The sequence below is a fragment of the Streptococcus toyakuensis genome (genome assembly GCF_024346585.1).
Lineage (GTDB): Bacteria > Bacillota > Bacilli > Lactobacillales > Streptococcaceae > Streptococcus > Streptococcus toyakuensis.
The window spans coordinates 1241337-1267718 of record NZ_AP024523.1; the positions used below are offsets into that span (position 1 = coordinate 1241337).

Below are 26382 nucleotides of genomic sequence, written 5' to 3' on the forward strand. Positions count from 1 at the left end.
TCCCTTTTCCTCAAAATAATAGTATAATAGAGGTAGAATTTAGAATCGAGGTACACCTATGGCTGTAAAATTTACAAAACGAGACGACTTGGACAAAATGTTTGAAGAGTTTGCTAAACTCCCAGATTTGAAGCAGGTCACTTTCCCTGATGACAAAGAGAAAAAGGCCAAAGCAGAAAAGAAAAACTAGATGACTGCTTTCCAACAACTCCCATCTAGTGTGCTTCAGACTGGAGCCATTTTTCTCTCCATTATCATTGAAGCCCTCCCTTTCGTGCTGATAGGAAGTATTGTCTCAGGGCTGATTGAAGTCTATATCACACCTGACAAGGTTTATCATCTTCTCCCTCGAAATCGTTGGGGGAGAATCTTTTTTGGGACCTTCGTTGGGATGCTTTTTCCTTCTTGTGAATGTGGAATCGTCCCCATTATCAATCGTTTTCTGGAAAAGAAAGTTCCCAGTTACACGGCTGTTCCCTTTCTTGTGACTGCACCAGTTATCAATCCCATTGTTCTATTTGCGACCTATTCTGCCTTTGGCAACTCCTTTCACGTTGCCTTGTTACGAGCTCTGGGGTCCATTCTTGTAGCTGTGATACTAGGAATTTTTCTGGGATTTTTCTGGCAAGAACCCATTCAAAAAGAAAATCGTTTTGCCTGTCATGAGCATGATTTTTCTCACTTGAGCCCTGCAAAGAAAGTTTTTCAAGTCTTTGTGCAGGCCATTGATGAATTTTTTGATACGGGGCGTTATTTGGTATTTGGCTGTCTCTTTGCCTCTATAATACAGGTCTACGTTCCGACACGCATTTTGACTTCTATCAGTGCGACCCCTCTTTTTGCCATCTTGCTGTTGATGCTTTTGGCCTTTCTTCTTTCACTTTGTAGTGAGGCAGATGCCTTTATCGGTGCTTCTCTTCTCTCGAGTTTCGGTTTGGCACCAGTTCTGGCCTTTCTCGTTATTGGCCCAATGCTAGATATCAAAAATATTCTCATGATGAAAAATTACTTGAAAGCACGATTTATCAGTCACTTCATAACGATTGTAACTCTGGTCGTTTTAGTCTATTCTCTCTTGATTGGAGTCATCCTATGATTCGATTTTTAGTTTTAGCTGGCTATTTTGAACTGACCATTTATCTCCATCTGTCGGGCAAATTAAACCAGTACATCAACATGCACTATTCCTATCTGGCCTATATTTCCATGGTGCTTTCTTTTATATTGGCTATTGTTCAATTGTATATCTGGATGAAGCAAGTCAAAACCCACAGTCATCTGAATAGCCGATTAGCGAAGGTAATAAGTATTGCTCTTCTGGCAATTCCAATTGTTGTTGGTTTAACTTTCCCAACTGTTAGCTTGGATTCTCAGACCGTATCTACCAAAGGCTATCATTTCCCCTTATCAGAAGGAACGGATCAAGCCATTCAGACCAGCGAAGGGACGACAAGCCAATATTTGAAACCAGATACCAGTTCTTATTTCTCAAAAACAGCCTATGAAAAGGAAATGAGAATGGCGGCGGATAAATACTTGTCCAAAGATAGCATTCAGGTCACCAACGAAAACTATATGGAAGTCATGGAAGCTATCTACGACTATCCAGATGAGTTTGAGGGTAAGACAGTCCAGTTCACAGGCTTTGTCTATAACGACCCCAGTCATGCCAATAGCCAATTTTTGTTCCGCTTCGGCATTATTCACTGTATCGCAGATTCGGGTGTGTATGGATTGCTGACCAAGGGAAATACCCGTCAGTATGAAAATAATACCTGGATTACAGCCAAAGGAAAACTAGTCAATCACTATCATAAAGAACTCAAACAAAACCTCCCAACCTTGGAAATCGATAGCTTTACCAAAGTCGATAAACCAGAAAATCCCTACGTGTATCGCGTGTTTTAAAAAAGTAGCCTGGAAAGGGCTACTTTTTCTATTTAGAAATAAGAATCTAAAGTATGGATAATTTTATATAAAACTCCGATTTCCTACTCAGCATCCTTCCAATTCCGAGCAATTCCTTCATCTTTCTGGAGTTGATCTACCAGTTCTTCAACAGAGTCAAATTTGACCATTTCACGGACACGGTCTAGCCAGTAGACAATGACTGTCTCACCGTAAATGTCATCTGAAAAATCAAAAATATTGACTTCAAAACGTGGTTCTTCTCCATCGAAAGTAACATTTTTCCCGACACTCGCCATTCCACGATATCTTTTACGCTGCACTTCAACATCGACTACGTAAACACCATCAGCTGGCATATAGGTTCGATCTCTTAAAACTAAGTTTGCTGTTGGGTAACCGATAGTCCGTCCACGTGCATTGCCATGAACAACCATTCCACGTGACGGTAGAGGAGTGCCAAGTAAATGACCAGCTTCTCTGACATCTCCATCAAGAATAGCTTGACGAATACGAGTAGAACTAATTTTCCCCTTTTCATCTTCAACAGGAGGAACAATGATGATTTCTCCATCAAAATAATCCTTCAAATCATCCGCAGTTTTCTTATCAGAACCAAAGGTGTAATCAAATCCTGCTACGATAATCGCTGGTTTTAATGCTCTAACATAGGTATCAAAGAACTCTTGACCCGTTAAACTAGCAAATTTACTACTAAAGTCAAGTAAGAAAAGAGCCTCTACTCCATGCCATTTCATCTTATGTTCTCGTTCTTCATGGCTGACAATATGAAGCATTAATTCTGGGTTGTAAGGTTGCAAAGCAAGCTTAGGGGACTCTGTAAAGGTCATCACGACAACTGGTATATAATCTTTCATAGAAGCCTTACTAGCTACTTCAAAAAGCTTCTGATGTCCCTTATGAATACCGTCAAAATAGCCTAATACAAGAACTGTCTTATCAGGTACTGCGATGTCTTTTGCGTTTTTTATAGGTACTGTTGTAATCATGAAACTATTATATCATAGAGAAAGCCTTTTCGCTAAAAGGAAATCCCAAATGTCATTTTTTACTCCTGAAATGACCTTAAAAACATTTCAGGATGTTAGTTTTAAGAAAATGAGTCTGGGACAAAAGTCTAGCCTTAAATATAAAAAGCGAACAAAACGAGTTATCTGAAACTCAGAATTCTGTCTTGTTCGCTTTTTTTGTCTAATCTATCGATTTTTAAAATTTATAATAAAGAATTCCTAAAATCAAAATCTTTTTGTCCCAGACTCATCGTTTGGTAACTAGTCTACTGTTTCTTCTAAATCTTTTAACTTAACCGAAACAATCTTTGAAACACCCGATTCCTGCATGGTCACTCCATAGATGGAATCAGCCGCTGCCATGGTCCCCTTACGGTGGGTTACGACAATAAATTGGCTGTCCTTGTCAAAGCGGTTAAGGTAATCCCCAAAGCGTTTGACATTGGCTTCGTCTAGCGCAGCCTCTACCTCATCCAAGATAACAAATGGAATAGTCTTGACACGGATAATGGAGAAGAGCAAAGCAAGAGCTGATAAGGCTTTTTCACCACCACTCATCAGATTAAGAGACTGAATTTTCTTACCTGGTGGTTGAACAGAAATCTCAACCCCAGCTGTCAGCAGGTCTCCTTCAGTTAAAATGAGGTCCGCCTGACCTCCACCAAACATCTGCTTGAAGGTCACTTTAAAGGACTCACGAATAGCCTCAAAGGTTGATTTAAAGCGTTCCTTGACCTCATCATTCATCTCTGTAATGGTCTCAAGGAGCAGGTTTTTCGCTGACAATATGTCATTTCGCTGGCTATTGAGGAAATCCAGACGGCTGTGAACTTCTTCGTACTGGTCAATAGCTTCTATATTGACAGGACCCAGTGAGCGAATAGCCTTCTCTAAGTCCTTCACCTCTTGCTCCGCCAGATTGAGATTTTCCAATTCATGCGCCTTTTCTAGTGCTTCAGTATAGCTAATCTGATACTGGTCTGTTAATTGACTTTGTAGATGGCGCAAGCGCTCGCTGACCTTTTCTTTCTTAGCTTCAGCACGTGTTTGCTTGCGAATCCATTCCTCATTCTGCTGGCGAGCCTGATCCAAATGACTAGCAATGTCATCCAGCTGACCCTCAATATCATCCAACTCAAACTGCTTGCGAATCAAACCTTGTTGGAGATTGGTTTTCTGATTTTTTGCTTCTTCGGCCTGCTGACTGAGCAAATCCGTATCAACTTTCTCAAGATTGTCAACCTTTTCTTGAAGAAGGCGCTGGATTTCCTCTTGCTCGATATCTAAATTGTCCAATTCCTTGCCTAAACGTTCAATATCTGCAACTTCATAACGTTTTTGTCCTTGCAGTTCTGTCTTAAGCAGGCGAACTTGCGCTACCTCTTCCTGTAAGTTTTGATAGCGTTCTTGGATTGCGTTTTTGTTAGACTTAATTTCTTCAATCTCAGCTTCCAGATTTTGCTTATCACTCGCGATAGTAGCAAGGCGATCTTGGCATTTTTCCTTATCTGCTTGCCAATCACCCTCAGTAAGACGATTTAATTCCTCTTCTTGAAGTTTCCAAAGAGTTTCTAGCTCTTCAACTTGCTGACTAGTTTGCTGATAAGCGAGAGACAAGCCTTGCTCCTGAATACGAGCCTGCTCTCCTTGAGATTTGATAGCTTCTAAACTTTCTGTCAATCCAGCCATCTCGTCTTGCAAGTTCTTCAAACTCGCTTCTTCTGAACGAAGACTTGCTTCTTCTTCAGCAATTTCTTTTTGTAATTGCTCCAGTTCTGGCTTGATAAAAATGCTGTTATTCTGGCGATTGGCACCACCTGCATAAGAACCACCTGTGCGCAACTCTGTCCCATCCAATGTCACCATACGAACCTGATAACGAACCTGGCGAGCAGCTGCACGCGCGTGTTCTACGGTATCAAAAATAGCCGTCGTAGCTAGCAAGTTCTTGAAAATAGCTTCCAACCTATTATCGAATGTCACCAACTCATCTGCCATGCCCAAAAATCCCGGACTTGCAGCGATAGCATCTTGATTCTGGCTAGAAATCGTACGAGCCTTGATCGTTGTCAAAGGAAGGAAAGTTGCACGACCTGCTCTGTTTCGTTTGAGGAAATCAATCGCCTTGGTTGCCGACTCTTCATCTTCTACGATGATATGCTGACTGCTGGCTCCAAGCGCAATCTCTAGAGCAGTTTGATAATGTACATCAAAGGTCAGGTGCTCACTAACAGCACCAATAATTCCACCAAGGCGGGCTTTTTCTTGGAGAACACTCTTAACACCTGCATAAAAGTTACTGTGATTTCTAAGGATATTTTCCAAACTTTGGGCTCTAGCCTGCTTGTTTTTGAGACTATCCAGACGGTCAAAGAGTTGACTTTGTTGAGCTTGATAGGAAGTTTTCTGTTCCTCTTGCTCCTTGGCACAGACTTGATAGTCAGCCAATAATTTCTGAACCTGCTCCTTGGCAGTTTCAAGCTCTTCTTTTTGCTGACTCGCCTTTTCTTTAGCTGTAGCCAATTGTTCTTTGAGTTTTTCTAGTTGATCTGCTTGTTTTTGAGAAAGCTGGCGACTATTTTCCAACTCATTCTCAATACGAGTCAGTTGGTTTGAGACATCCGCTTCTTCTTGTAAAAGAGCTACAAAGCGTTCACGTAGAAGCTCAATCATCTGATCAGGATCATCTGAAAAAGCTAGTAATTCAGCCTCTAATTGATTCAGTTTTTGATTATTTTGGACTAGATTTTCCTCTAACAGAGTTAAAGAGCTTTCTTTATCAGATTTTTCTTGGCTGAGTAAATTTCTCTTATCCTCCAAAGCAGCCAAACGAGCTTGTGCTTCCTGTTGATTCAGGGCTACTTGTTCAGATTCTAATTTCGATAGGGCTAATTTTCTCTCTAAATCACTAATCAGACTGGTCAAATCCATCAAACTGCCTTGGTCTTTGGCCATTTCAGCCTGTAAATCTTGGCGTTGCTTTTTAAGAGTATGATTTTCTTCCTCTAATTTTTCACGCTTTTGGTAATAACTAGTCAATAGTTCCTGAACCTGTGCCAACTCTTCTTCTGTCAAATCTAGTTCAGCCTTATTTTCCTTGATTTGAGCAGCTAAAACATCCAAGTAAATAGCTTTACGTTGGCCTTCCAAATCTAGAAACTTACGAGCATTTTCAGCTTGCTTCTCAAGAGGCTTGATTTGATTGTCCAACTCATAGATAATGTCTTCTAGACGATCCAGATTATCCTGGGTTTGCTGCAGTTTACTCTCAGTTTCTTTTCTGCGAGTCTTGTATTTTAAAACTCCAGCAGCTTCTTCAAAAATAGCTCGGCGTTCCTCAGGCTTAGAGTTGAAAATCTCCTCAACCTTCCCTTGGGAAATGATAGAGAAGGAATCTCGTCCCAATCCAGTATCCAAGAAAAGGTCATGAATATCACGCAGACGGACTTTCTTGCCGTCAATCTTGTATTCGCTATCTCCACTGCGATAGATATGACGTTCTACCCTGATTTCTTGACCTGCATCCTTGATAAATCCGTCATTATTATCCAAAGTCACAACTACAGAAGCATAATTGAGCGGTTTGCGACTTTCTGTTCCAGCAAAGATAACATCCGGCATCTTGCCACCACGGAGACTCTTGACACTAGACTCCCCCAAAGCCCAACGCAGACTTTCTGTAATATTCGACTTTCCAGATCCATTGGGCCCAACAACTGCCGTCACACCTTGGTCAAAGACTACCTTAGTCTTATCAGCAAAAGACTTGAATCCCTGAATTTCGATTTCCTTTAAATACATGAATCCAGCCCTTTCTCAACGGCATTTTTGGCAGCTTCCTGCTCTGCTAGTTTCTTAGAACGACCTTGACCTTGACCAATGCTCTTACCTTCAACAAGAACTTCTACTTCAAAAACCTTATCGTGGGCAGGACCCGTTTCAGAAATTACCTGATAACGAATAGCCACATCCCCATTGACCTGAAGCAACTCTTGGAGATGGGTTTTGTAGTCTGTAATCATCTCAAATTCGCCTGCTTCAACCTTAGGAATCATGACTTGATAGATAAATTCCTTGACTTTGGCCACATCCTTGTCCAAAAGGAGGGCACCAAGAAAGGCCTCAAAGGCATCACCAAGAATGGTATCACGATTGCGACCACCAGATTTTTCTTCCCCCTTACCCAGCTTGATAAACTGATCAAACTGACAATCACGCGCAAAACCAGCCAAACTCTCCTCACGGACAATCATAGCACGGAGTTTAGATAAGTCACCCTCAGGCTTTTTAGGATATTTTTTATACAGATATTCTGAAATCAATAGCTGTAGAACAGCGTCTCCTAAAAATTCCAAGCGTTCATTGTGTGAAATTTTTAAGAGGCGGTGCTCATTGGCATAACTCGTATGAGTAAAGGCAGTCTCCAGTAAATTTTTGTCTGCAAATTCGATTGCAAAATGGTTCTTTAGTACAGTTTGTAATTCTTTCATACCAACCTCTTTCTAACTGATAACAGTCCTTTTTATTATATCAAAAAAAGCCCCCTGAGTCACTTTAAAACGGGACTGGAGAGCATTTGGGAATTCTTTAAAAAGAGATTTTCAGTTTTAAGGGCCAATTTAGGGCTGTGTAAAGAAAAAAGCCCTATTAAAGGCTTTTTAGGATGTTTACATCCACCCTGAGGGAATCGAACCCCCATCTCAAGAACCGGAATCTTACGTGATATCCATTACACTAAGGGTGGAAACTTGTTTTATTATAACAGAAATTTGCTCTAATAACAAGTTTTTTTCTAGTGAGATAGCCCGTCTTAGTGGGAAGCATCCCCATTCCAGATGGAGTTTTTCACGATAACATAATCAACGTGTTTAAGGTCAGCAACCTGACGTCCACCTGCATAAGAAATAGCACTTTGAAGGTCTTGTTCCATCTCAGTTAAAGTGTCTTGCAGATGACCTTTAGCAGGAAGCAAGATACGTTTGCCTTCCACATTTTTGTAAGCACCTTTTTGATATTGTGAGGCTGAACCATAATATTCTTTGAACTGTTCACCATCGACTTCAATCGTTTTCCCTGGACTTTCAATATGTCCTGCAAAGAGGGAACCAATCATGACCATGCTAGCACCGAAGCGGATAGACTTGGCAATATCACCGTGAGTACGAATTCCTCCATCAGCAATAATCGGTTTACGTGCAGCCTTGGCACACCAACGAAGGGCAGCCAATTGCCAACCACCTGTACCAAAACCTGTCTTGACCTTGGTGATACAAACCTTACCTGGACCGATTCCGACCTTAGTAGCATCCGCACCAGCATTTTCCAATTCACGCACAGCTTCTGGTGTTCCCACATTTCCTGCAATGACAAAGGTATCTGGCAATTCTTTCTTGATGTGTTGAATCATAGAAATCACGCTATCCGCATGACCGTGGGCAATGTCAATCGTGATGTACTCAGGAGCATCAGATTTGAGCTGGCTAACGAAATCATACTCATAATCCTTAACACCGACAGAGATAGAAGCAATAAGCCCTTGCTCATGCATGCGCTTAATAAAAGGAATACGTCCTGCCTCATCAAAACGGTGCATAATGTAGAAGTAACCACCTTTAGCCAGTTGCTCTGCTACATTTTCATCCAAAATCGTTTGCATATTAGCTGGCACAACAGGTAGTTTAAAGGTGTGATTTCCTAAAGTGACACTTGTATCCGCTTCTGCACGGCTTTTAATGACACATTTATTTGGAATCAATTGAATATCTTCGTAATCAAAAATTGGAAATTCATTTAACATATCGATGTCTCGTTTCTTTTGTAATGACCTACCTATGCTTGCGCATCTCTACGCCTTTTCCGACGTTTCCTTAATTAATTATAAATCAAAGTACAGATTTTGTCAAATAATTTTATAAATTAAAATATAATGTTCGGATTTTTCTTGCGTAAATAGAAAAAAGAGGGGAAATTGTTTTCTCCCCACTCCTTCTCTATTCTAATAATACTCACCCTGGCGGTAGTCCCATGAGTTAAAGGTGTCTGAAAGGTGCATCATGATTTTATCAATGTCAAGTCCTTTACGAATCACAACTGGTGCTGGTGAAGTTGAGCGAGCTCCTCCTTGTTCTGGGATGAGTTTGCCGTCCTTATCGACCATAGACACCATCACACCTTGCTCATAGCGAGTTTCAATCGTTTTGTCAGGCTGGATAGAAGCAACGTAGTCATCTGCCTCGATAACAAGGTCCACTGCTCCTTCGATACGTTCTCCAATACCTTCTACTTTACCACGGTTTCCTTTTCCAGATGGGTTAGCTGATGAGGCATAAACCATCTTGCCTTCTTCCCAAAGTTTGGCAGCCAATTGTTCACCAGCTTTACCAAATTTGATAACAAAACAGCTCGTTCCATGCACGTCAGTCATCAGCTCTTCACGACCATCACCGTATGCTTTGAGTTTTTCAAAAGCTTCTGGTTTCCAAGGAAGGATACAACCAAGAAGAATATCTTCATCCCAATGTTTTTGGTAGAAGGCTTCAATTTCTGGGTTAAGTTGTGCTAAAGCACGAAGCTCATCCATGCTACCGCAGAGAACAACACCTGGTTTGTTACGGTTACGCTCTTTGGCTGCGAACTTACGCTCAAGTCCTGCCTTATCGCTGGTCATGATAATGTAACCAACTTTAGTAGGGCAAACGATACATCCGCCCTCACCTTTTAAAATGTCATAGCCTTCTTGTGAAAGTGTTCCGTTCCATTGAATGTGTTTTGTCATAGTTCTATTTCCTTTTCTAATTTTCTTCTAATCCTGCCAGTAGGCTGGTCGTTGTTTTTCATAGGCAGCAATCAAATCTTCATACTGCAAGGTAATTCCGATATCATCCAAACCATTTGAGAGCTTGTGTTTCCACTCGCTATCAATTTCAAAAGTGAACTCTCCAACCGGTGAGATGATTTTCTGTTGTTCCAAGTCCACAGTTACCTGGTCAGTCGGTTTGAGCTGGGCTAGCTTTTCTCTAACCTCTCTAGGCTGAACAATAGGCAACATGCCATTATTGAGTTCATTATTGTAATGAATATCCCCAAAAGATCCTGCAATCACGACCTTAAAACCATAGTCTGCTAAGGCCCAAGCTGCATGTTCCCTCGAAGAACCTGCCCCAAAGTTATCCCCTGAGATAAGAATACTGGCTTTACGATATTCAGGCTGATTAAAGACAAAGTCAGGATCCTCAGTATACTTGTCGTCCAGATAACGCCAAGCATACATGAGGTACTTACCAAAGCCTTTTTTATCAATCAACTTGAGAAACTGCTTGGGTAGGATTTGGTCGGTGTCGATGTTATCATTCATGAGAGGAACGGTCGTTCCTGTATAAACTGTAAATTTCTCCATATCCTCTCCTTACTGGGCTTCTGGCATTTGCCGAACATCTACGAAGCGCCCTGCGATAGCTGCTGCTGCTGCCATGGCTGGACTGCAGAGATGGGTCTTAGCACCAAAGCCTTGTCTGTCTTCAAAATTTCGATTGCTGGTTGAGGCGCAGTGAACACCATCTGGAACCTTGTCAGGATTCATCCCTAGGCACATAGAGCAACCTGGGTCTCTCCATTCAAAGCCAGCATCTAAGAAAACTTTATCCAAGCCTAATTTCTCCGCAGCTCGTTTGACAGGACGGGATCCTGGAACTACGATAGCCGTTAAGTTAGGAGCTATTTTCTTCCCTTTGACAAATCGCGCCGCCAGCTGCAAGTCACTGAGACGAGCATTAGTACATGAGCCAATAAAGATATAGCCCAGTTCAATATCCGCTGGCTTTTGACCTGGTTCCAAGTCCATGTAGTTGTAGGCTCGTTCATCATTCATATCCTTAATTTCTGGGAAACTACTGTCAAAGTCAACCCCCATAGCAGGGTTGGTTCCCCAGGTCACCATAGGAGCAAGGTCTGAGACATCCATCTGGATAACCTTATCGTAAACAGCATTATCATCACTGACAATTGTTTTCCAATCCGCCACAGCCTCTTCAAAGTCCTCTGGAACACATTCTCGTCCCTTGAGATAATCATAGGTGGTTTGATCCGGATTCATGATTCCCATCTTAGAACCAAACTCGATGGACATATTGCAGATGGTCATTCGCTCTTCCATGCTCAGTGCATCAATTGCTTGTCCACGATATTCCACCACATAGCCAACACCACAGGCAACGCCGTACTTGGCAATCAAGGCTAAAATGTAATCCTTGGAATAAACTCCTTTTTGAGGAACTCCAGTGAATTCTACCAGCATTTTCTTGGGTTTGACCTGCCAGAGGGTCTGGGTAGCGAAGACATGCTCAACCTCACTAGTCCCAATTCCAAAGGCGATCGCTCCGAAAGCTCCGTGAGTTGCCGTATGGCTGTCTCCACAGACAATGAATTTCCCCGGTTGGGTCCGTCCTGTTTCTGGACCAACCATGTGAACAATTCCTTGTTTTTCAGAACCATGGGCCGCATGTTCAATCCCAAACTCCTCAACATTTTCTGCAAGCTTATCAATTTGTACCTTAGAAATCACATCTCGAATATCGTAGATATTGACTGTCGGGACATTGTGGTCAAAGGTTCCAAATGTCAAGTCTGGTCGTCTCAATCTACGACCTGCGTCTCGTAATCCTTGAAATGCCTGAGGGCTGGTCACTTCATGAATATAGTGCTGGTCCACATACATGAGTTGGGGTTGCCCCTCTTCTCCTGTGATGACATGACGGTCCCACAATTTATCAAAAATCGATTTTCCTGCCATCCATTACCTCCAAATAAAATATAAGGCTACTAGTGTGGTCACCATCCCAAGAAACCAAACTGTTTTAAAGTACCATTTTCGAGTCTTGTGATGAAAGATGATTCCTGCTAACCAAGCACCAAAACCACCACAAGTAAAGGCTAAAATAAGTAAGATTTTCTCAGGGATGCGCCAAGCTCTTCTCCTCGCCTTGGATTTGTCAATGCCATAAATCAAGAAAATGATGACATTCCAAATCAAAAGGACTAGAGTAATTTTTTCGTCTAACTTCATAACCTTGCGATAATAGCTTCCGTCATTTCCTTGGTCGAAGCCTGTCCTCCTATATCTCTCGTTAATGTACCAGCTGCCAAACTTGCCTCAACAGCACGCTCGACACGCTCTGCATCCTCATAACGTCCAAAGCTGTCTCTCAGCATCATGGCCACTGATAAAATCATGGAAATAGGATTGGCAATTCCTTGACCTGCAATATCAGGTGCTGAACCGTGAATAGGTTCATAGAGACTTGGTCCATTTTCAGAATGACTGGCTGATGGCATAACCCCAAGTGTGCCAGATAGAACGCTTGATTCATCAGATAGAATATCTCCGAAAAGATTCTCCGTCACGATGACATCAAACTTAGCAGGATTAGTAATCATAAGCATGGAAGCTGAGTCGACTAGCTGGTGTTCCAAGGTCACATCTTGGAAATCCTTTGCGACCTTCTCAGCTACTTTCCGCCAGAGTTTTGATGTTGCCAACACGTTTTGCTTATCAATACTGGTAAGGATTTTTCTCCGACTTCTTGCGATTTCAAAGGCTTTGCGAATAATCCGCTCCACTTCCTCATAGCTATAGTCGTTGATATCACGCGCTTTTCTTTCTTCAAGAATATGATCCCCAAAATAAATCCCACCTGTCAACTCCCGTACCACAACAAAGTCTACACCAGCAATTCGTTCCGGTTTGAGTGGTGACAAATGCTTGAGACTGTCAAAGATTTTTACAGGGCGAATATTGGCATAGAGATTGAGTTCCTTACGGAGAGCTAGCAAGCCTTGTTCAGGGCGAACCGCTGCTCCATCATACTGAGGACTACCGATAGCCGCTAGGAGAATGGCATCTGTTTCTCTACATGCTTTGAGGGTTTCACTAGGTAAAGGATGGCCTGCTGCATCAATTCCTGCACCTCCAAAAGGTCGTTTGTCTATTTCATAGTCAAAGCCTGTTTTTTCAGCTAGAGCTTCCAAAACTTCTAAACCAGCCTCCATGATTTCTGGGCCGATTCCATCCCCTGCCAGAACTACTATTTTCTTTGTCATAGCTTTCTCCTTTACACACTAGGCATATCACGATAGGAAACACTGCGTCCCATCTCACCAGCATTCTCTTTTTGAACAAAGGTATTAGCATTGATGTAGGCAATAGCAGATGCTTTCAGTACATCGAAATCAAGCCCTGCTGCATTAAAGATGGTTTCTGTATCTCTGTTTTCAACAGTGACCAAAACCCGAGCTTGGGCATCAATTCCATCTGTCACAGCGTCAATAGTATAGGACACCAAGCGGACGGATTGGTTAAAGAACTTATCGATAGCGTTAAAGATTGCTTCAACAGAACCTTGCCCTGACGCATTGAAATCAACTTTCTCACCATCCATATTGGCTAGGCTAACGAGTGCTTCAATGTCATTATCTGCATGAGTTTGAAGTTGTAAATCATCAAAGTGGAAGCCTTCTGGATTTTCAACCATGGTTCCAGCTACCAGAGCACGAATATCTGCATCTGTGATTTCTTGTTTCTTGTCGGCCAATGCCTTGAACTTAGCAAAGAGTGGTTTGATATCCTCTTCTGTAAAGTCTAAGGCCAGTTCTCTTAGTTTTTCAACAAAGGCATGGCGACCTGACAATTTTCCAAGTGGGAGGCTGTTACTCTTGACACCGACCAATTCAGGGGTGATAATCTCATAAGTAAGAGGATTTTTAAGGACTCCGTCTTGGTGAATACCAGATTCATGAGAAAAGGCATTGCCACCAACAACGGCCTTGTTTTTAGGAACTGGGATACCTGAGAAGCGAGAAACCATTTCTGACGTATTGATGGTTTCATTTAAAACAATACTAGTTTCTGCTTGATAGTAATCTTGACGAATATTGAGGGCCACTGCAATTTCTTCCAAAGCAGCATTACCAGCTCGCTCCCCGATACCATTGATGGTTCCTTCGACTCGTCCTGCCCCATTCTTGACAGCAACAAGGCTATTAGCCACTGCCATTCCGAGGTCATCATGACAGTGAGGCGAATAGATAATCTGACGTTCCGTTTTGACATTCTCAATCAAGTATTTGAAGATAGCTCCATATTCCTCTGGTGTGGTAAATCCTACCGTATCAGGGATATTGATATAAGTCGCACCTGCATCAACCGCTGTTTGAACGACTTGTAAGAGGAAATCCAACTCTGTTCTGGTCGCATCCTCAGGAGAGAATTCGACAACCTCAAACTTGGAACGTGCATAAGAGACATGCTCCTTAATAGCTTCTAGAATCTCTTCCTTGCTCTTATTGAGCTTATACTTGCGGTGAATGGGACTAGTAGCGATAAAGACGTGAACCTGTGGATATTTGGCATCCTTGAGGGCTTCGTAACAAGCATCAATATCAGACTTGACAGAGCGGGCCAAACCAGTCACTGCCGTTTTCTTCAAGGTCTTAGCAATCTCCTGAACTGCCGTAAATGAGTCTGGACTAGCCGCTGGAAAACCAGCTTCGATGGCTGAAATGCCCCATTTCTCCAGCTGTCTTGCAATGGCAATTTTTTCCTTGATTGAAAAGTTAACACCCGGTGTCTGTTCTCCATCCCGAAGGCTGGTATCTAGAAATTCAACTGTTCTCATAAGATTTCCCCTTTTCCAAATGTGGTTTTAAAAAAACATCTCGCTCAGAAACCCAAGCGAGATGTTGATTCACTCCCGCTTGGTAAGCCAAACAGGACTAATGCTTTTTGCACTAGCCCGAGTACCTCAACAACAAAGCAAATTGATTAAACTTAGCTGTTTTCATGTTTGACTTTCTCCTTCGTTTGATATCTTGTTTAGTATTTTAGCATAGGCAAAAGTGCTTGTCAAGAAAAAATCCAATATTTTCTGAAAATTTCTTCAGTAGAGAATATTTTGCTAATTGAAAGTTCTTGAAAACCATTGAAATGTTTCATTTTTTAGTGGTTAAGTTCCAACTTTTTTCTATAAATTCCAATACTTCTTTATCTGATAAAGTATCATCAAGCGCCACACTAATCCAGTAACGTTTATTCATATGAAAAGCTGGATAAATGCCCTTTTTTGAAAGTAAATCGGCTACTTTGTCATGTTTGAGGTTGACTGCTTCCACTAGCTCTTCTCTGCCCTTTTCCAGCTTATCCCAAGAAATTTTCATCAAGACGGCATACCACTTTTTATTGCCTTCATGTCTTAACACTGCCGTATCAGGCGATTTCTCCCACAAATACTCCAACTGATTACCATACTTTTCCTGAACTTGAGTCATGATTCGCTTAGTCTGAGGGCAGATAAAATCCTGTACCTCAAAACAAGCCTTCCGAATCTGGTAGAGAATCTCCAGACAAGCCTCACGGACACTTGCAACAAAACTTCCTGTCATACTTTCCATATGAACTTGAGGATAGAGGTCACCAGTCTCCTGGTCAAAGACTTGAAAACTCACATTATCAGTAGTGATGGACACAGTCATGACAAAGTCATCCTGCAAAATTTGGCAACTATAGGTCCACACTCCACCATTTTCTACAAAACCATAATCATGAGCCTTTTCTTGATTAAACTGATAGGATTTAAAAATTTCAAACATAAGTGAAAACTGCTACCCAAAGCTAGCAGTTCCTTTCTATTTTTTAAAAGACAACCTTGGTTCCATGTAATTGTGTCACGCCTAGCTGATTGATAAAGGTTTGACGGTTGTCAAGGTCAATCCCCCCACCTGGTAGAATTTCAATTTTACCTTTAGCGTGCTCCAAAATTCTGTGATAGTGAGCAAAACGTTTTTCTAAGGAGTCGCCAGACACACCAGCGCGAGTTAGGATACGAGTGACTCCAGCTTGACTAAGCCAGTCAATAGCTTCCAGTTGATCTTCATCGCTCAATTCATCAAAGGCCATGTGGAAGACAATTTCCATTCCTTTTGATGCAGCAATTAACTTTTCAAGATTAGGCTTATCCAACTTCTTATCAGCTGTTAAAGTCCCAAATACAACCCCTTGACTTCCAGCATGAGCAGTCAAACGAATATCTTCCAGCATGATATCAATTTCTAGGTCATTATAGACAAAGTCGCCACCACGTGGACGAATCATAGTCATAATGATCGTATCGTAGTTAGATGCCAGTTCAACCGCTGCCTTGGTTACTCCATAGCTTGGTGTTGTTCCTCCCACTGCTAGATTATCACAGAGTTCGATTCGACGAGCTCCAGCCTGCATCGCTTTTTCAAGCAAGGTCACATTTTCAGCACAAAATTCGTAAATCATTTGATTCTCCTTGAGTATTACTTTAAATTTATTATATCATATTGTTGTGAATATACTTTCGTTTTTATCAAGGGAAATAACTACTATTTTAACTATTCTTTATCTGGAATGACCTTGAAGAGATAATAAGTGATAAAGATGGTCAAGGCTCCCAGACCGATTTTGACTGGTAAGAGAGGGGCAAAATAAATGGAAATTCCCATCAAGATGTAGATAGATACGATGATTTTTTTCTTACGTTCACGCGCAATGGACTTGGTCTCACGAAAATCAGCCACATATGCTTGATAGAGTTTGGTATGATAAAGCCAATCTTCGAAGCGCTTGGAACTTCTTGAGAAACAAGCAATAGACAACAAAAGAAAAGGCGTTGTCGGCAATAAGGGCAAAACAACCCCAATAATAGCCAAGGCCAGTGATAAGAAACCAATAATTAGATAGATAAGACGCATAACTTCTCCTAGTTAATACTCTTCGAAAATCTCTTCAAACCGCGTCAACGTCACCCTTACCGTAGGTATGGTTCCTGACTTCGTCAGTCTCTTCTGCAACCTCAAAGCAGTGCTTTGAGCAACCTGCGGTTAGTTTCCTAGTTTGCTCTTTGATTTTCATTGAGTATAAAATAATCTTCTTCTAGTTTCGCATACAATGGTGAATTTTGTCAAGTTCCAACCAAAAAGAGCCTGAAATTCACTTTCAGGACTCTCCTCTTATTTAATCTTTTCTTCTTCGTAGTCACCATTACTACATACAACCTGCTTGCCACCACCACGGACTTTTTTCTCCATGAGGAAATTGCCACATTTTGGACAGTCACGACCAACAGGCTTATCCCAAGAGGTAAATTCACATTCTGGATAGCGATTGCAACCATAGAAGAGACGGTTACGCTTGGTTTTACGCTCAATGATTTGTCCCTGATGACAACTTGGACACTCAACACCGATTTCTTTCACGATTGCTTGGGTATGACGGCAATCTGGGAAATTGCTACAAGCATAGAACTTACCAAAACGACCAAGTTTAATGACCATTGGACTGCCACACACTTCACAATCAAATCCAGCTGGTTCATCCTTAATCTGGATTTTCTCCATTTCTTCTTCAGTCTTGGCCACTTCTTTGGAGAATGGTTTGTAAAAGGCATCAATGACACGTTGCCACTGCTCTTTTCCGACTTCGACATCATCCAGTTTGCCTTCCATTTCAGCTGTAAAGGTCACGTTTACGATATCTGGGAAATATTCAACGATGAGCTTATTAACAATTTCTCCCAACTCTGTCGGTTCAAAGCGTTTGGCTGCAAGGCGAACATAATAACGTTTCTGAATGGTTTCAATTGTTGGTGCGTAGGTTGACGGACGGCCAACCCCATTTTCCTCCAAGGTCTTGATCAGTGTCGCTTCAGAATAGCGAGCAGGCGGTTGAGTGAAATGTTGCTCTGGTTTGCTATTTACCTGCTTGACTACATCTCCAACAGCCATGTCCGGTAACATCTTATTCTTGTCAGAATCATTATAAATGGCAAGATAACCATCAAACTTAACCTGACTACCATTGGCAGCAAATTGAACTCCATTTTGCGACAATTTAACAGCCATAGTATCAAAGACAGCAGCTGTCATTTGGCTAGCCACAAAACGATTCCAGATAAGGGTATAGAGCTTGAGCTGGTCCTTGTCCAGATACTTAGCAATACTTTCAGGTGTATTAAAAACGCTAGACGGGCGAATAGCCTCATGGGCATCCTGAGCACCTGAAGCATTTTTAACCTTGCTACCATGCTTAGAATACTTGCTACCAAAACGATCCGTAATGAAACTTGCAGCTTCATTTTGGGCTACAGGACTGATACGGGTCGAATCAGTACGCATATAAGTAATCAAACCTTGGACACCAGAACCAATATTAATCCCTTCATAGAGCTGTTGGGCAACCATCATGGTCTTTCGAGTACGGAAATTGATTTTATTGGCAGCATCCATCTGCATAGATGAAGTAGTATAAGGTAATGGAGCATTGCGTTTGCGCTCTTTCTTATCCACCTGATCCACTGAAAAGTCTTTACTAGTCAGACGAGACAAGACTTCCTTGACCTCATCATTGCTAGTCAGTTTCAGCTTTTTGCCATCTACTCCATAGAAGGATGCCTGAAATTGCTTGGTTCCCTTTTTAAAGACACCATCAATTGTCCAGTATTCTTCAGGCTGAAAGACATTAATTTCATTCTCACGGTCAATGATTAACTTAAGCGCAATAGATTGAACGCGCCCTGCTGATAAGCCCTTCTTGACCTTCTTCCACAAAATAGGCGAAATCGAATAGCCTACCAAACGGTCTAGGACACGACGAGCCTGTTGGGCATCGACCAAGTCCATATCAATCTTACGAGGTTCTTTAAAAGCATTTTTGACCGCATCCTTGGTGATTTCATTGAAGACCACACGGTTGGCATCATTTTCATCTAAGTTGAGAATATGGGCCAAATGCCAAGAAATCGCTTCTCCTTCACGGTCCGGGTCACTCGCCAGGAAGACTTTATTAGCTTTTTTGGCTTCTTTTTTTAAGTCATTGATGAGAGGGCCCTTTCCTCGAATATTGATATATTGCGGTTCATAATTATTTTCAATATCGACAGACATACTGGATTTCTTCAAATCACGGATATGCCCGACACTGGCTAAAACCTTGTAGTTTCTGCCTAGATATTTTTCAATCGTCTTGGCCTTAGCAGGCGACTCCACGATGACTAGATTTTTTTTAACTGTTGATTTTTTCTTTTTTGTTGCCGTAGCCACAGTATCACACCTTTTCAAAGTAATAAACTTTATAAAGTGTAAACCATTTTTTGAACCCTGTCAAGACTTAGCTACTATAATAGAAGAAAAGTTTATCTAGTAAGCGGACTTTCTTCTTATACTCAATGAAAATCAAAGAGCAAACTAGGAAACTAACCGCAGGTTGCTCAAAGCACTGCTTTGAGGTTGCAGATGAGACTGACGAAGTCAGTAACCATACCTACGGCAAGGTGATGCTGACGTGGTTTGAAGAGATTTTCGAAGAGTATTAAAATTCAAATTCCGCAAGAACATCCTGCCCGCTGGTGACCAATTTTGCCCCTTCTTGAATCAAATGATGGCAACCGTCTGATAGTCCATCTAAAATGCTACCAGGAATAGCAAAGACATCGCGCCCTTCTTCCATTGCTCTCTCACAGGTAATGAGACTACCTGAACGCATCTTAGCCTCTGCTACAATCACACCACGACAAAGTCCAGCAATGATACGATTACGGGCAGGAAAATGAAATTTCAGAGGTTGTTCACCAGGTCCGTATTCACTTAGAACCAGATGGTCATTGCCGATGTAGTCTTGCAAGCGTTTATTGGCTTTAGGATAAAACACATCCAGTCCTGTTCCAATCACTGCAATGGTTTTTCCGCCATTCTGAAGAGCTGCCATATGAGCTGCTGTGTCAATGCCCTTGGCTAAGCCACTGACGATAACCAGTTCATTTTCCAAGCCCTGAATGACTTTTTCAACTGACTTAGCTCCCTGTTTGCTACACGCACGACTGCCCACGACTGCTACCTTCGGGAATTTCAAGAGGTCAAGATTTCCCTTGTAAAATAAAAGTACAGGCGCATCATATATTTCACTCAAATCCCAAGGGTAACAGTCATCTAAAATAGAGAAAGATGGAAATTTTTGAAACTCCTTCTCCAAATGCGCATCGTCTATCTGAAAGTAACGTTCCATAAAAACAGCTGGATTTCTGCAACCTGATATTTCTGCAATATCACCCAACAAAAGTTCTTGATCGACATTTTCACCGTATTCTAGAACTGCCAAAACCTGTTGATTGGTCAAACCTGATTTTTTCAATTTATAGATTTCATAGTTTGTGATTTTCATAAATAACTCCATTTCTTTTTCTACTCATCTATTTATTCGTAAAAAAATCAAAAAACATCCGACTATTTCAGCCAGATGTTGGAATCTTTAATTTTCGTTTTTAAGAATTTCTTCTAATTTATGATAATCTTGGACACTATCGATTTCATAGATGCTATTGCCTTCTAATTCTTCAACATAGACATCCAGCTCTTTGATATTATCCTTAACCATATTATCCCAGTAGAGATCAACAAATTCACCACTTGCATAGGCCTTATCGATAAAGCTGACAATCTTTTCTGCAGTTGGAGCATCCCAGAAGGATACACCACTAAGGATGCGACCCGCCTTGCTATCAACAATAATGTCTTGAACCTTGTAGTCATCTCCATAGACCAAGAACCATTCGTTGGTACAATCTTCACGATAAACACTAAAATAAGTCGAACGTGTCAAATCATTGCGGAACATATTTTTAAAGAGATAATTATCGGCATCAATAACATAACTGTTAGCTAATTCTTCTTTTACAAGATAGAGAGAGTAAAAGTTATTGTAGTCAGCGTATTTATCATTGAAGACGAGGCGAACACCATATTTTTCTTTCAAGTAATCGAATTGTTCTTTAAGGTAACCAACAATGATGATGATTTCATTGATTCCTTTTTCTTTTAAAAACTCAATTTGGTATTCAATCAAGGGTTTTTGATTAACCTGAACCAAGGCTTTAGGGGTATTTTCAGTCATAGGACGCAAGCGAGTTCCCAATCCCGCTGCTAAGATAATGGCTTTCACACGAATCTCCTTTATTCTTTAATAATAATATAAACTCCAGCAATGACGACAAGTGACGTAATAATTGTCAGCATATCTAGCGGTGCACCCAAGAAAACAACTGCAAATAAGACTGTCCAAACTACATAACTCACGTTCAAGCCTGTAGCCTTGGCTGGTTGCAAGCGATTGATAGCGATATAATAAGCCAAATAGGAAATCATATCAAAGGCTGCAAAGACAATCATAAGACCTAGCAATTGTCCATTGGCCACTTCTGCAAATGACTGATGAGAGAAGAGCACAATCACAAGATAGGACAAGAATGAAGTTACTTGACGGATTAAGAGGGCTTCGATTTCACTCAATTCACTTTCCATAGCAAAAGAGCTTAGAACACTCTCACTTCCCCATGCAATGGCACAAACTAAAGCACAGAGAATCCCAATGTAGAAGGAATTGACCTGTTCAACCTTATAAGTTTGAGCAATAATCCCTGCAATAATCAAGACAATCCCAAATACAGTATTTTTTGAAATCTTGTGCTTCAAAAAGAAGAAAGCCAATAAAACCGAAATCGCAGGGTAAATAGCCGACACAGATGAAGCTAAGGAACTTCCGATATACTTAACCGCATAAAGATTGGCCTGCATACCGATAGGGCCTGCTAGCAAGGCCCCAATGATCACACTAACATTGCGAATATTTAAGAAAATTGAGAGACGAACTTTTCCTTCTTTTACCAAGAGAAAAGCTAGTAGAATAAAGATACTCAAGAAATCGTGAGCAGCAGCCACCACAAAGGGTGACAAATCTGTAAAAATCGAAAAGATGTAAGCGCTAATTGTTAGACCTAACCCCCAGAAAACACCTGAGAGTAGACCGAAGGAAACTCCATTTTTATTTTTCATATGAACCTCCATAATTAGCCAGACCTTTAACAGCTCTTTGGTAACGATTCACACCATAGTCACCAAAATCTGCCCCTTGCTCTTCTTTATAGACTGTCCATAGACTCCAAATAGTGTCTTGTAAAATTTTATAAATGGCAATCTTTTCACGAGTGACAGGTGTTTGGGCACTCTCGTAGTGAGATAAGAACTCTTCTTCCTCTTGGGGAGTGAATTCGGACTCTAAAAAGAGGGCAGCCAAATCCCACATTGGATCATTCATTGATGAATATTCCCAGTCAATCAGATAAAGTCTTCCTTGAGGTGATTCGATAAAGTTTTCAGGAACCAAATCGATATGACAAGATTTTCTGTCAACACCTAAGTCAGCAAGTCTTTTCTCTAAGGAGAAGACTTCTTCTCTAACTGCTTCATAGTTGGCATAGGGGATTTTTTCCTCAATCAAAGATTCGTATTTTTTGATTTCTTCAAAAGGAGCAAATTCTCCTCTTAATTCCTTGCCAGAAGCATGAATAGTTTGTAATATTGGAGCAATTTTATCAAATTTGGTCTTGATTGACGTTGAATCAAGCGTAATCGCAGATTCGATATACTCATTTACTTTGATACCAGCTTCAATATCAAAAAGATAATTTTTTACATCTAAGTCTAAATCCTTTAGTAGTTCAAGATTGTACTTTTCATCTTGACGATTGATCAGCTTTTCTGTTCCTTTACCAAAGAATTTAACAATGTATTGCTTATTTGTTGTTTTGGCCAAATAGTTTTGATTGGTCATTCCCCCCAGTTGTTCAACACTGAGGACTTCCTCTTCTTGACTAAGTAGGGATGACATTTTTTCTTTAATGATTTTCTCCACAATTAACCTCCAGCACTTATACTTCCCACTTAAACACTGTTTTAAAGGCTGTGTTTAAATCGGTCGCAAAGACACGGTGAATATCTTTAATTTCTCTTACAGGTTCTTCTAGATAAAGGATATTTTTAAGACGATTGGCAAATTTCTTGACTTCCATCATTTGGATTGCATTTTCAAAATCAATGCGACCAGAACGAGAGGACCCAACCAAGAGCAAGCCTTTTTCTAAGGCATCGCGTGTATTGAGATTGACTTTATACTCACTAACTCCCATCATAAGAATCGTTCCCTGAGGACGAATATAGCGAATCAAGTCATTAATAGCTGGTCCAGTACCATCACCACCACAACACTCAAAAGCATGGTCAAAGGCCAAATCTTCAGGAATATTATCAGTAATATAGCATTCTTTGGCAAAAGAGAAGAGTTCCAATTTTTCCCAATGACGACCAATAACCACAATCTCTGCTTCTGGCAAAGTATAGTTGATAATATTGGCAACCACAAAAGCTAAACTTCCATCTCCGATAACGGCGATTCGGTCCCGCTTGCTATGAGCAAGAGTCAATAGGCGATTCATAGCATGCATACCGACACTGACAAACTCTGTAATGGCCGCAACCGTATCTTCGATAGCATCATAAGCCACCACACGATCTTTAGGAAGAGAAACAAACTCTCTCATAAAGCCATCAAATCCACTAGACAAGAAATGAGCCCCTGTCATGTAGTTTTCATAGAATTCTTCATCACTCTGCATAGGAGGCTGATTAGGAATCATGACAACTTTTTGCCCAACCTCGTAGGTTCCTGTCGGGTCAGAAATAACGGTTCCACATGACTCGTGAATCATTGCCATTGGAAGCTTTTTGTTCAAAATCTTGGGATCACGTTTTCCTTGGTAGTAACGCTGATCCGCATGACAGACCGCCATATAATTAGGACGGATGAGGATATGATTCTCTTGGTCAATAGCCTCTTCCTGATATTTGACATTGATAAACTTAGGCTTAGTTAGTTGATAAATTTGATTAATCATTTTACTAGTCTTTCTCAATCATACTTTTTGCAATCTTCAAATCTGTTACGGTTGTAATCTTCAGATTTGAGTATTCACCTTTGGCTAAGGCCACATCTTTTCCTTTGATCACAAAGATTTTACATGCATCTGTCAAGATTTCCTTCTCTTCAGCAGAAAGAGAGCCATAAAGGTCCATGAAGTCCTTGCAACGGAATGTTTGAGGTGTTTGTCCTTGATAAAGGTGAGCACGATTTGGAATATCTGTAATGAATTGACCATTGGTACTTTCAACGATAGTATCAACCGCTTCTACCACTGTGTCCACTGCGTCATGATTTTGGGCAAGTTGGATATTGTCTTGAATCATGCGAAGTGTAATAAATGGACGAACAGAATCGTGGGTAACAACGATATCCTCTGGAGTAAGCGGACGATAAGCATCAATGGCTTCAATGATTTTCTCAATACTTGTATTGCGGTCAGCACCACCCTTTGTAATGATGATGCGTTCCTTATGAAGAGGAAGATATTTATCTACAAGATCTTCTGCATGAGAAACCCAGTCTCCATGAACCCCAACTACAATTTTTTCAATACTTGGTTCCAAGACAAATTTTTCAATTGTATGAATCAAGATAGGTCGATCACCTAGCTCTAAAAATTGTTTTGGCAAGTTACTGATTCCCATACGTGTGCCAGTTCCACCAGCAAGAATTCCTGCATAAATCATCTATTTTCTCCTTTGTCTTACTAAAAAAACTTATTCTCTCTATTATACCACAATCTAGTCCTATCATGAAAGAAATACCGGCCCTCCCGTTCTAGAATAGGAGGATTAAGCAGTTCCATTATTCAAAGAAACTAGTCCATTTCTAGTAGTGACTAGGAATTCTGTAGGCATTACTAGAAATGGCTGTGAAATTTTAGAGTTCTTCAGAATAATATAGTTTTCTTAAAGAAAACTTAAAATTAAGCTTTGAAACTTCAAAGTGATTACTTGACTTATACTCAATGAAAATCAAAAAGCAAACTAGGAAGCTAGCCGTAAGCTGTACTTGAGTACGGTAAGGCGACGCTGACGTGGTTTGAATTTGATTTTCGAAGAGTATTACTGCCCTTCATTTCTTATTAGCTGACTTTATGATATAATGAAAAACGAGGTAAATTGAATGAAAAGTATAAAATTAAATGCTCTATCTTACATGGGAATTCGTGTCTTGAATATTATTTTTCCCATCTTAACTGGTACCTACGTCGCGCGTGTCTTGGACCGAACTGACTATGGTTACTTCAACTCAGTCGACACAATTTTGTCATTTTTCTTACCCTTTGCAACTTATGGAGTCTATAACTACGGTTTACGGGCCATCAGTAATGTCAAGGATAACAAAAAAGATCTGAATAGAACCTTCTCTAGTCTTTTTTATTTGTGCATAGCTTGTACGATTTTGACCACCGCTGTCTATATCCTAGCCTATCCTCTCTTCTTTACAGATAATCCAATCGTCAAAAAGGTCTACCTTGTTATGGGGATTCAACTCATTGCCCAGATTTTTTCAATCGAGTGGGTCAATGAAGCTCTGGAAAATTACAGTTTTCTCTTTTACAAGACTGCCTTCATCCGTATCCTGATGCTGGTATCTATTTTCCTGTTTGTCAAAAATGAACACGATATTGTTGTCTATACACTTGTGATGAGTTTATCGACACTGATTAACTATCTGATTAGTTATTTTTGGATTAAAAGAGACATTAAGCTTGTTAAGATTCACATAAGTGATTTCAAACCGCTCTTTCTCCCTTTGACAGCCATGTTGGTCTTTGCCAATGCCAATATGCTCTTCACTTTTTTGGATCGTCTCTTCCTCGTTAAAACAGGGATTGATGTCAACGTTAGTTACTATACCATGGCTCAACGAATTGTGACCGTTATAGCTGGTGTTGTAACAGGAGCTATCGGAGTGAGTGTGCCTCGTCTCAGTTACTATCTAGGAAAAGGCGATAAGGAAGCCTATGTCGCACTTGTTAACAGAGGCAGTCGAATCTTTAACTTCTTTATCATTCCACTGAGTTTTGGACTCATGGTTTTAGGACCAAATGCCATCCTACTTTACGGTAGTGAAAAATATATCGGAGGTGGTATCTTAACCTCTCTCTTCGCTTTTCGTACGATTATCCTGGCCTTAGATACCATTCTTGGTTCCCAAATTCTCTTTACAAATGGCTATGAAAAACGAATCACAGTCTATACAGTCTTTGCAGGATTACTCAATTTGGGCTTAAATAGTCTCCTCTTTTTCAACCACTTCGTGGCTCCTGAATACTACTTACTGACAACTATGCTATCAGAGGCCTCTCTACTTGTTTTCTATATCATTTTCATCCATAGAAAACAACTCATCCACTTAGGACATATCTTTAGCTATACTGTTCGATACTCGCTCTTTTCACTTTCCTTTGTAGGAATTTATTTCCTGATTAATTTCTTGTATCCCGTGGATATGGTCATTAATTTGCCATTTTTGATTAATACTGGTTTGATTGTCTTGTTATCAGCCATCTCTTATATTGGTCTACTTGCCTTCACCAAAGATAGCATTTTCTATGAATTTTTAAACCATGTCCTAGCCTTAAAAAATAAATTCAAAAAATCTTAGGAGTATAGA

Annotated in this window: 26 protein-coding genes and 1 tRNA gene; 5 read left to right on the forward strand and 22 right to left on the reverse strand. The window is 40.7% G+C overall.

Features of this window, described 5'->3' with window-relative positions; translation table 11 throughout:
• Positions 1-58 precede the first annotated feature (58 nt).
• The 3 genes from STYK_RS06415 to STYK_RS06425 are packed head-to-tail and all read left to right on the forward strand — an operon-like array spanning position 59 to position 1908.
• Positions 59-190, forward strand: coding sequence for an SPJ_0845 family protein (locus tag STYK_RS06415; protein WP_000268685.1), 132 nt, complete (start codon positions 59-61; stop codon positions 188-190).
• Entirely contained in the window at positions 191-1096 is a 906-nt protein-coding gene (locus STYK_RS06420) for a permease (protein ID WP_060628173.1), read from the forward strand.
• Positions 1093-1908 carry a TIGR03943 family putative permease subunit gene (locus STYK_RS06425; RefSeq protein WP_261804736.1) on the forward strand — a complete coding sequence of 272 codons (816 nt, stop codon included), beginning with the start codon at positions 1093-1095 and terminating at the stop codon, positions 1906-1908. The genes STYK_RS06420 and STYK_RS06425 overlap by 4 nt, the downstream gene beginning before the upstream one ends.
• Positions 1909-1991: 83 nt before the next feature.
• On the opposite strand, the gene STYK_RS06430 is transcribed toward STYK_RS06425, so the two are convergent.
• From STYK_RS06430 to topA, 16 genes are all read right to left on the reverse strand, one after another.
• Complete coding sequence (locus STYK_RS06430) at positions 1992-2918, reverse strand: bifunctional riboflavin kinase/FAD synthetase (protein ID WP_060628170.1); 927 nt, start codon at positions 2916-2918, stop codon at positions 1992-1994.
• 282 nt (positions 2919-3200) lie between these two features.
• On the reverse strand, positions 3201-6740 hold the full coding sequence (gene smc, locus STYK_RS06435) for a chromosome segregation protein SMC (RefSeq protein ID WP_261804737.1): 3540 nt from the start codon (positions 6738-6740) through the stop codon (positions 3201-3203).
• Entirely contained in the window at positions 6731-7429 is a 699-nt protein-coding gene (gene rnc, locus STYK_RS06440) for a ribonuclease III (RefSeq protein WP_000661488.1), read from the reverse strand. Before rnc ends, smc begins: the two co-directional genes overlap by 10 nt.
• 182 nt (positions 7430-7611) lie before the next feature.
• A tRNA-Arg gene (locus STYK_RS06445) sits at positions 7612-7683 on the reverse strand.
• A 66-nt stretch (positions 7684-7749) separates the two neighbouring features.
• Positions 7750-8736, reverse strand: coding sequence for a GMP reductase (locus tag STYK_RS06450; RefSeq protein WP_000931177.1), 987 nt, complete (start codon positions 8734-8736; stop codon positions 7750-7752).
• Positions 8737-8934: 198 nt separating this feature from the next.
• On the reverse strand, positions 8935-9714 hold the full coding sequence (locus STYK_RS06455) for an L-threonylcarbamoyladenylate synthase (RefSeq protein WP_261804738.1): 780 nt from the start codon (positions 9712-9714) through the stop codon (positions 8935-8937).
• A 27-nt stretch (positions 9715-9741) separates the two neighbouring features.
• A complete protein-coding gene (gene leuD / locus STYK_RS06460) occupies positions 9742-10335 on the reverse strand; it encodes a 3-isopropylmalate dehydratase small subunit (protein ID WP_000410618.1) in 594 nt (197 codons plus the stop codon).
• Positions 10336-10344: 9 nt separating this feature from the next.
• The gene (gene leuC, locus STYK_RS06465; protein WP_261804739.1) at positions 10345-11727 is read right to left on the reverse strand and encodes a 3-isopropylmalate dehydratase large subunit; all 1383 of its coding nucleotides are present in this window, start codon (positions 11725-11727) and stop codon (positions 10345-10347) included.
• Between the two features lie 3 nt (positions 11728-11730).
• Positions 11731-12000, reverse strand: coding sequence for a DUF1294 domain-containing protein (locus tag STYK_RS06470; protein WP_000762433.1), 270 nt, complete (start codon positions 11998-12000; stop codon positions 11731-11733).
• Positions 11997-13034 carry a 3-isopropylmalate dehydrogenase gene (gene leuB / locus STYK_RS06475; protein WP_000162564.1) on the reverse strand — a complete coding sequence of 346 codons (1038 nt, stop codon included), beginning with the start codon at positions 13032-13034 and terminating at the stop codon, positions 11997-11999. Before leuB ends, STYK_RS06470 begins: the two co-directional genes overlap by 4 nt.
• A gap of 11 nt (positions 13035-13045) precedes the next feature.
• A complete protein-coding gene (locus STYK_RS06480; RefSeq protein WP_070527764.1) occupies positions 13046-14608 on the reverse strand; it encodes a 2-isopropylmalate synthase in 1563 nt (520 codons plus the stop codon).
• A gap of 313 nt (positions 14609-14921) precedes the next feature.
• The gene (locus tag STYK_RS06485; protein ID WP_070527767.1) at positions 14922-15578 is read right to left on the reverse strand and encodes an MmcQ/YjbR family DNA-binding protein; all 657 of its coding nucleotides are present in this window, start codon (positions 15576-15578) and stop codon (positions 14922-14924) included.
• Positions 15579-15621: 43 nt separating this feature from the next.
• The gene (locus STYK_RS06490) at positions 15622-16254 is read right to left on the reverse strand and encodes a copper homeostasis protein CutC (RefSeq protein ID WP_020902796.1); all 633 of its coding nucleotides are present in this window, start codon (positions 16252-16254) and stop codon (positions 15622-15624) included.
• 92 nt (positions 16255-16346) lie between these two features.
• Positions 16347-16706, reverse strand: coding sequence for a YbaN family protein (locus STYK_RS06495; RefSeq protein ID WP_004258004.1), 360 nt, complete (start codon positions 16704-16706; stop codon positions 16347-16349).
• 34 nt (positions 16707-16740) lie between these two features.
• Entirely contained in the window at positions 16741-16866 is a 126-nt protein-coding gene (locus STYK_RS06500; protein ID WP_004258001.1) for a hypothetical protein, read from the reverse strand.
• Positions 16867-16964: 98 nt separating this feature from the next.
• Positions 16965-19052, reverse strand: a complete 2088-nt coding sequence (topA, locus tag STYK_RS06505) for a type I DNA topoisomerase (RefSeq protein WP_261804740.1) — start codon at positions 19050-19052, stop codon at positions 16965-16967.
• Between the two features lie 125 nt (positions 19053-19177).
• Here topA and STYK_RS06510 point away from each other — a divergent pair, with 125 nt between their 5' ends.
• Positions 19178-19324: a hypothetical protein gene (locus tag STYK_RS06510; RefSeq protein ID WP_000693517.1), complete on the forward strand. Its 147-nt coding sequence runs from the start codon at positions 19178-19180 to the stop codon at positions 19322-19324.
• Here STYK_RS06510 and dprA read toward each other — a convergent pair.
• The 6 genes from dprA to STYK_RS06540 form a co-directional block, all read right to left on the reverse strand.
• Positions 19321-20169: a DNA-processing protein DprA gene (gene dprA / locus STYK_RS06515; protein WP_000705318.1), complete on the reverse strand. Its 849-nt coding sequence runs from the start codon at positions 20167-20169 to the stop codon at positions 19321-19323. The two genes, STYK_RS06510 and dprA, sit on opposite strands and share 4 nt — an antisense overlap.
• Before the next feature lie 87 nt (positions 20170-20256).
• Entirely contained in the window at positions 20257-20946 is a 690-nt protein-coding gene (locus STYK_RS06520) for a sugar phosphate nucleotidyltransferase (RefSeq protein ID WP_000643976.1), read from the reverse strand.
• Between the two features lie 11 nt (positions 20947-20957).
• Positions 20958-21836, reverse strand: a complete 879-nt coding sequence (locus tag STYK_RS06525; protein ID WP_000791849.1) for a DMT family transporter — start codon at positions 21834-21836, stop codon at positions 20958-20960.
• Entirely contained in the window at positions 21826-22695 is an 870-nt protein-coding gene (gene licA, locus STYK_RS06530; protein ID WP_261804741.1) for a choline kinase LicA, read from the reverse strand. Before licA ends, STYK_RS06525 begins: the two co-directional genes overlap by 11 nt.
• Positions 22696-22711: 16 nt before the next feature.
• Positions 22712-23734 carry a ribitol-5-phosphate dehydrogenase gene (locus STYK_RS06535; RefSeq protein ID WP_237446814.1) on the reverse strand — a complete coding sequence of 341 codons (1023 nt, stop codon included), beginning with the start codon at positions 23732-23734 and terminating at the stop codon, positions 22712-22714.
• 4 nt (positions 23735-23738) lie between these two features.
• Positions 23739-24446: an IspD/TarI family cytidylyltransferase gene (locus STYK_RS06540; protein WP_000638495.1), complete on the reverse strand. Its 708-nt coding sequence runs from the start codon at positions 24444-24446 to the stop codon at positions 23739-23741.
• A gap of 439 nt (positions 24447-24885) precedes the next feature.
• Here STYK_RS06540 and tacF point away from each other — a divergent pair, with 439 nt between their 5' ends.
• Positions 24886-26373, forward strand: coding sequence for a type IV teichoic acid flippase TacF (gene tacF, locus STYK_RS06545; protein WP_261020570.1), 1488 nt, complete (start codon positions 24886-24888; stop codon positions 26371-26373).
• Positions 26374-26382: the final 9 nt, after the last annotated feature.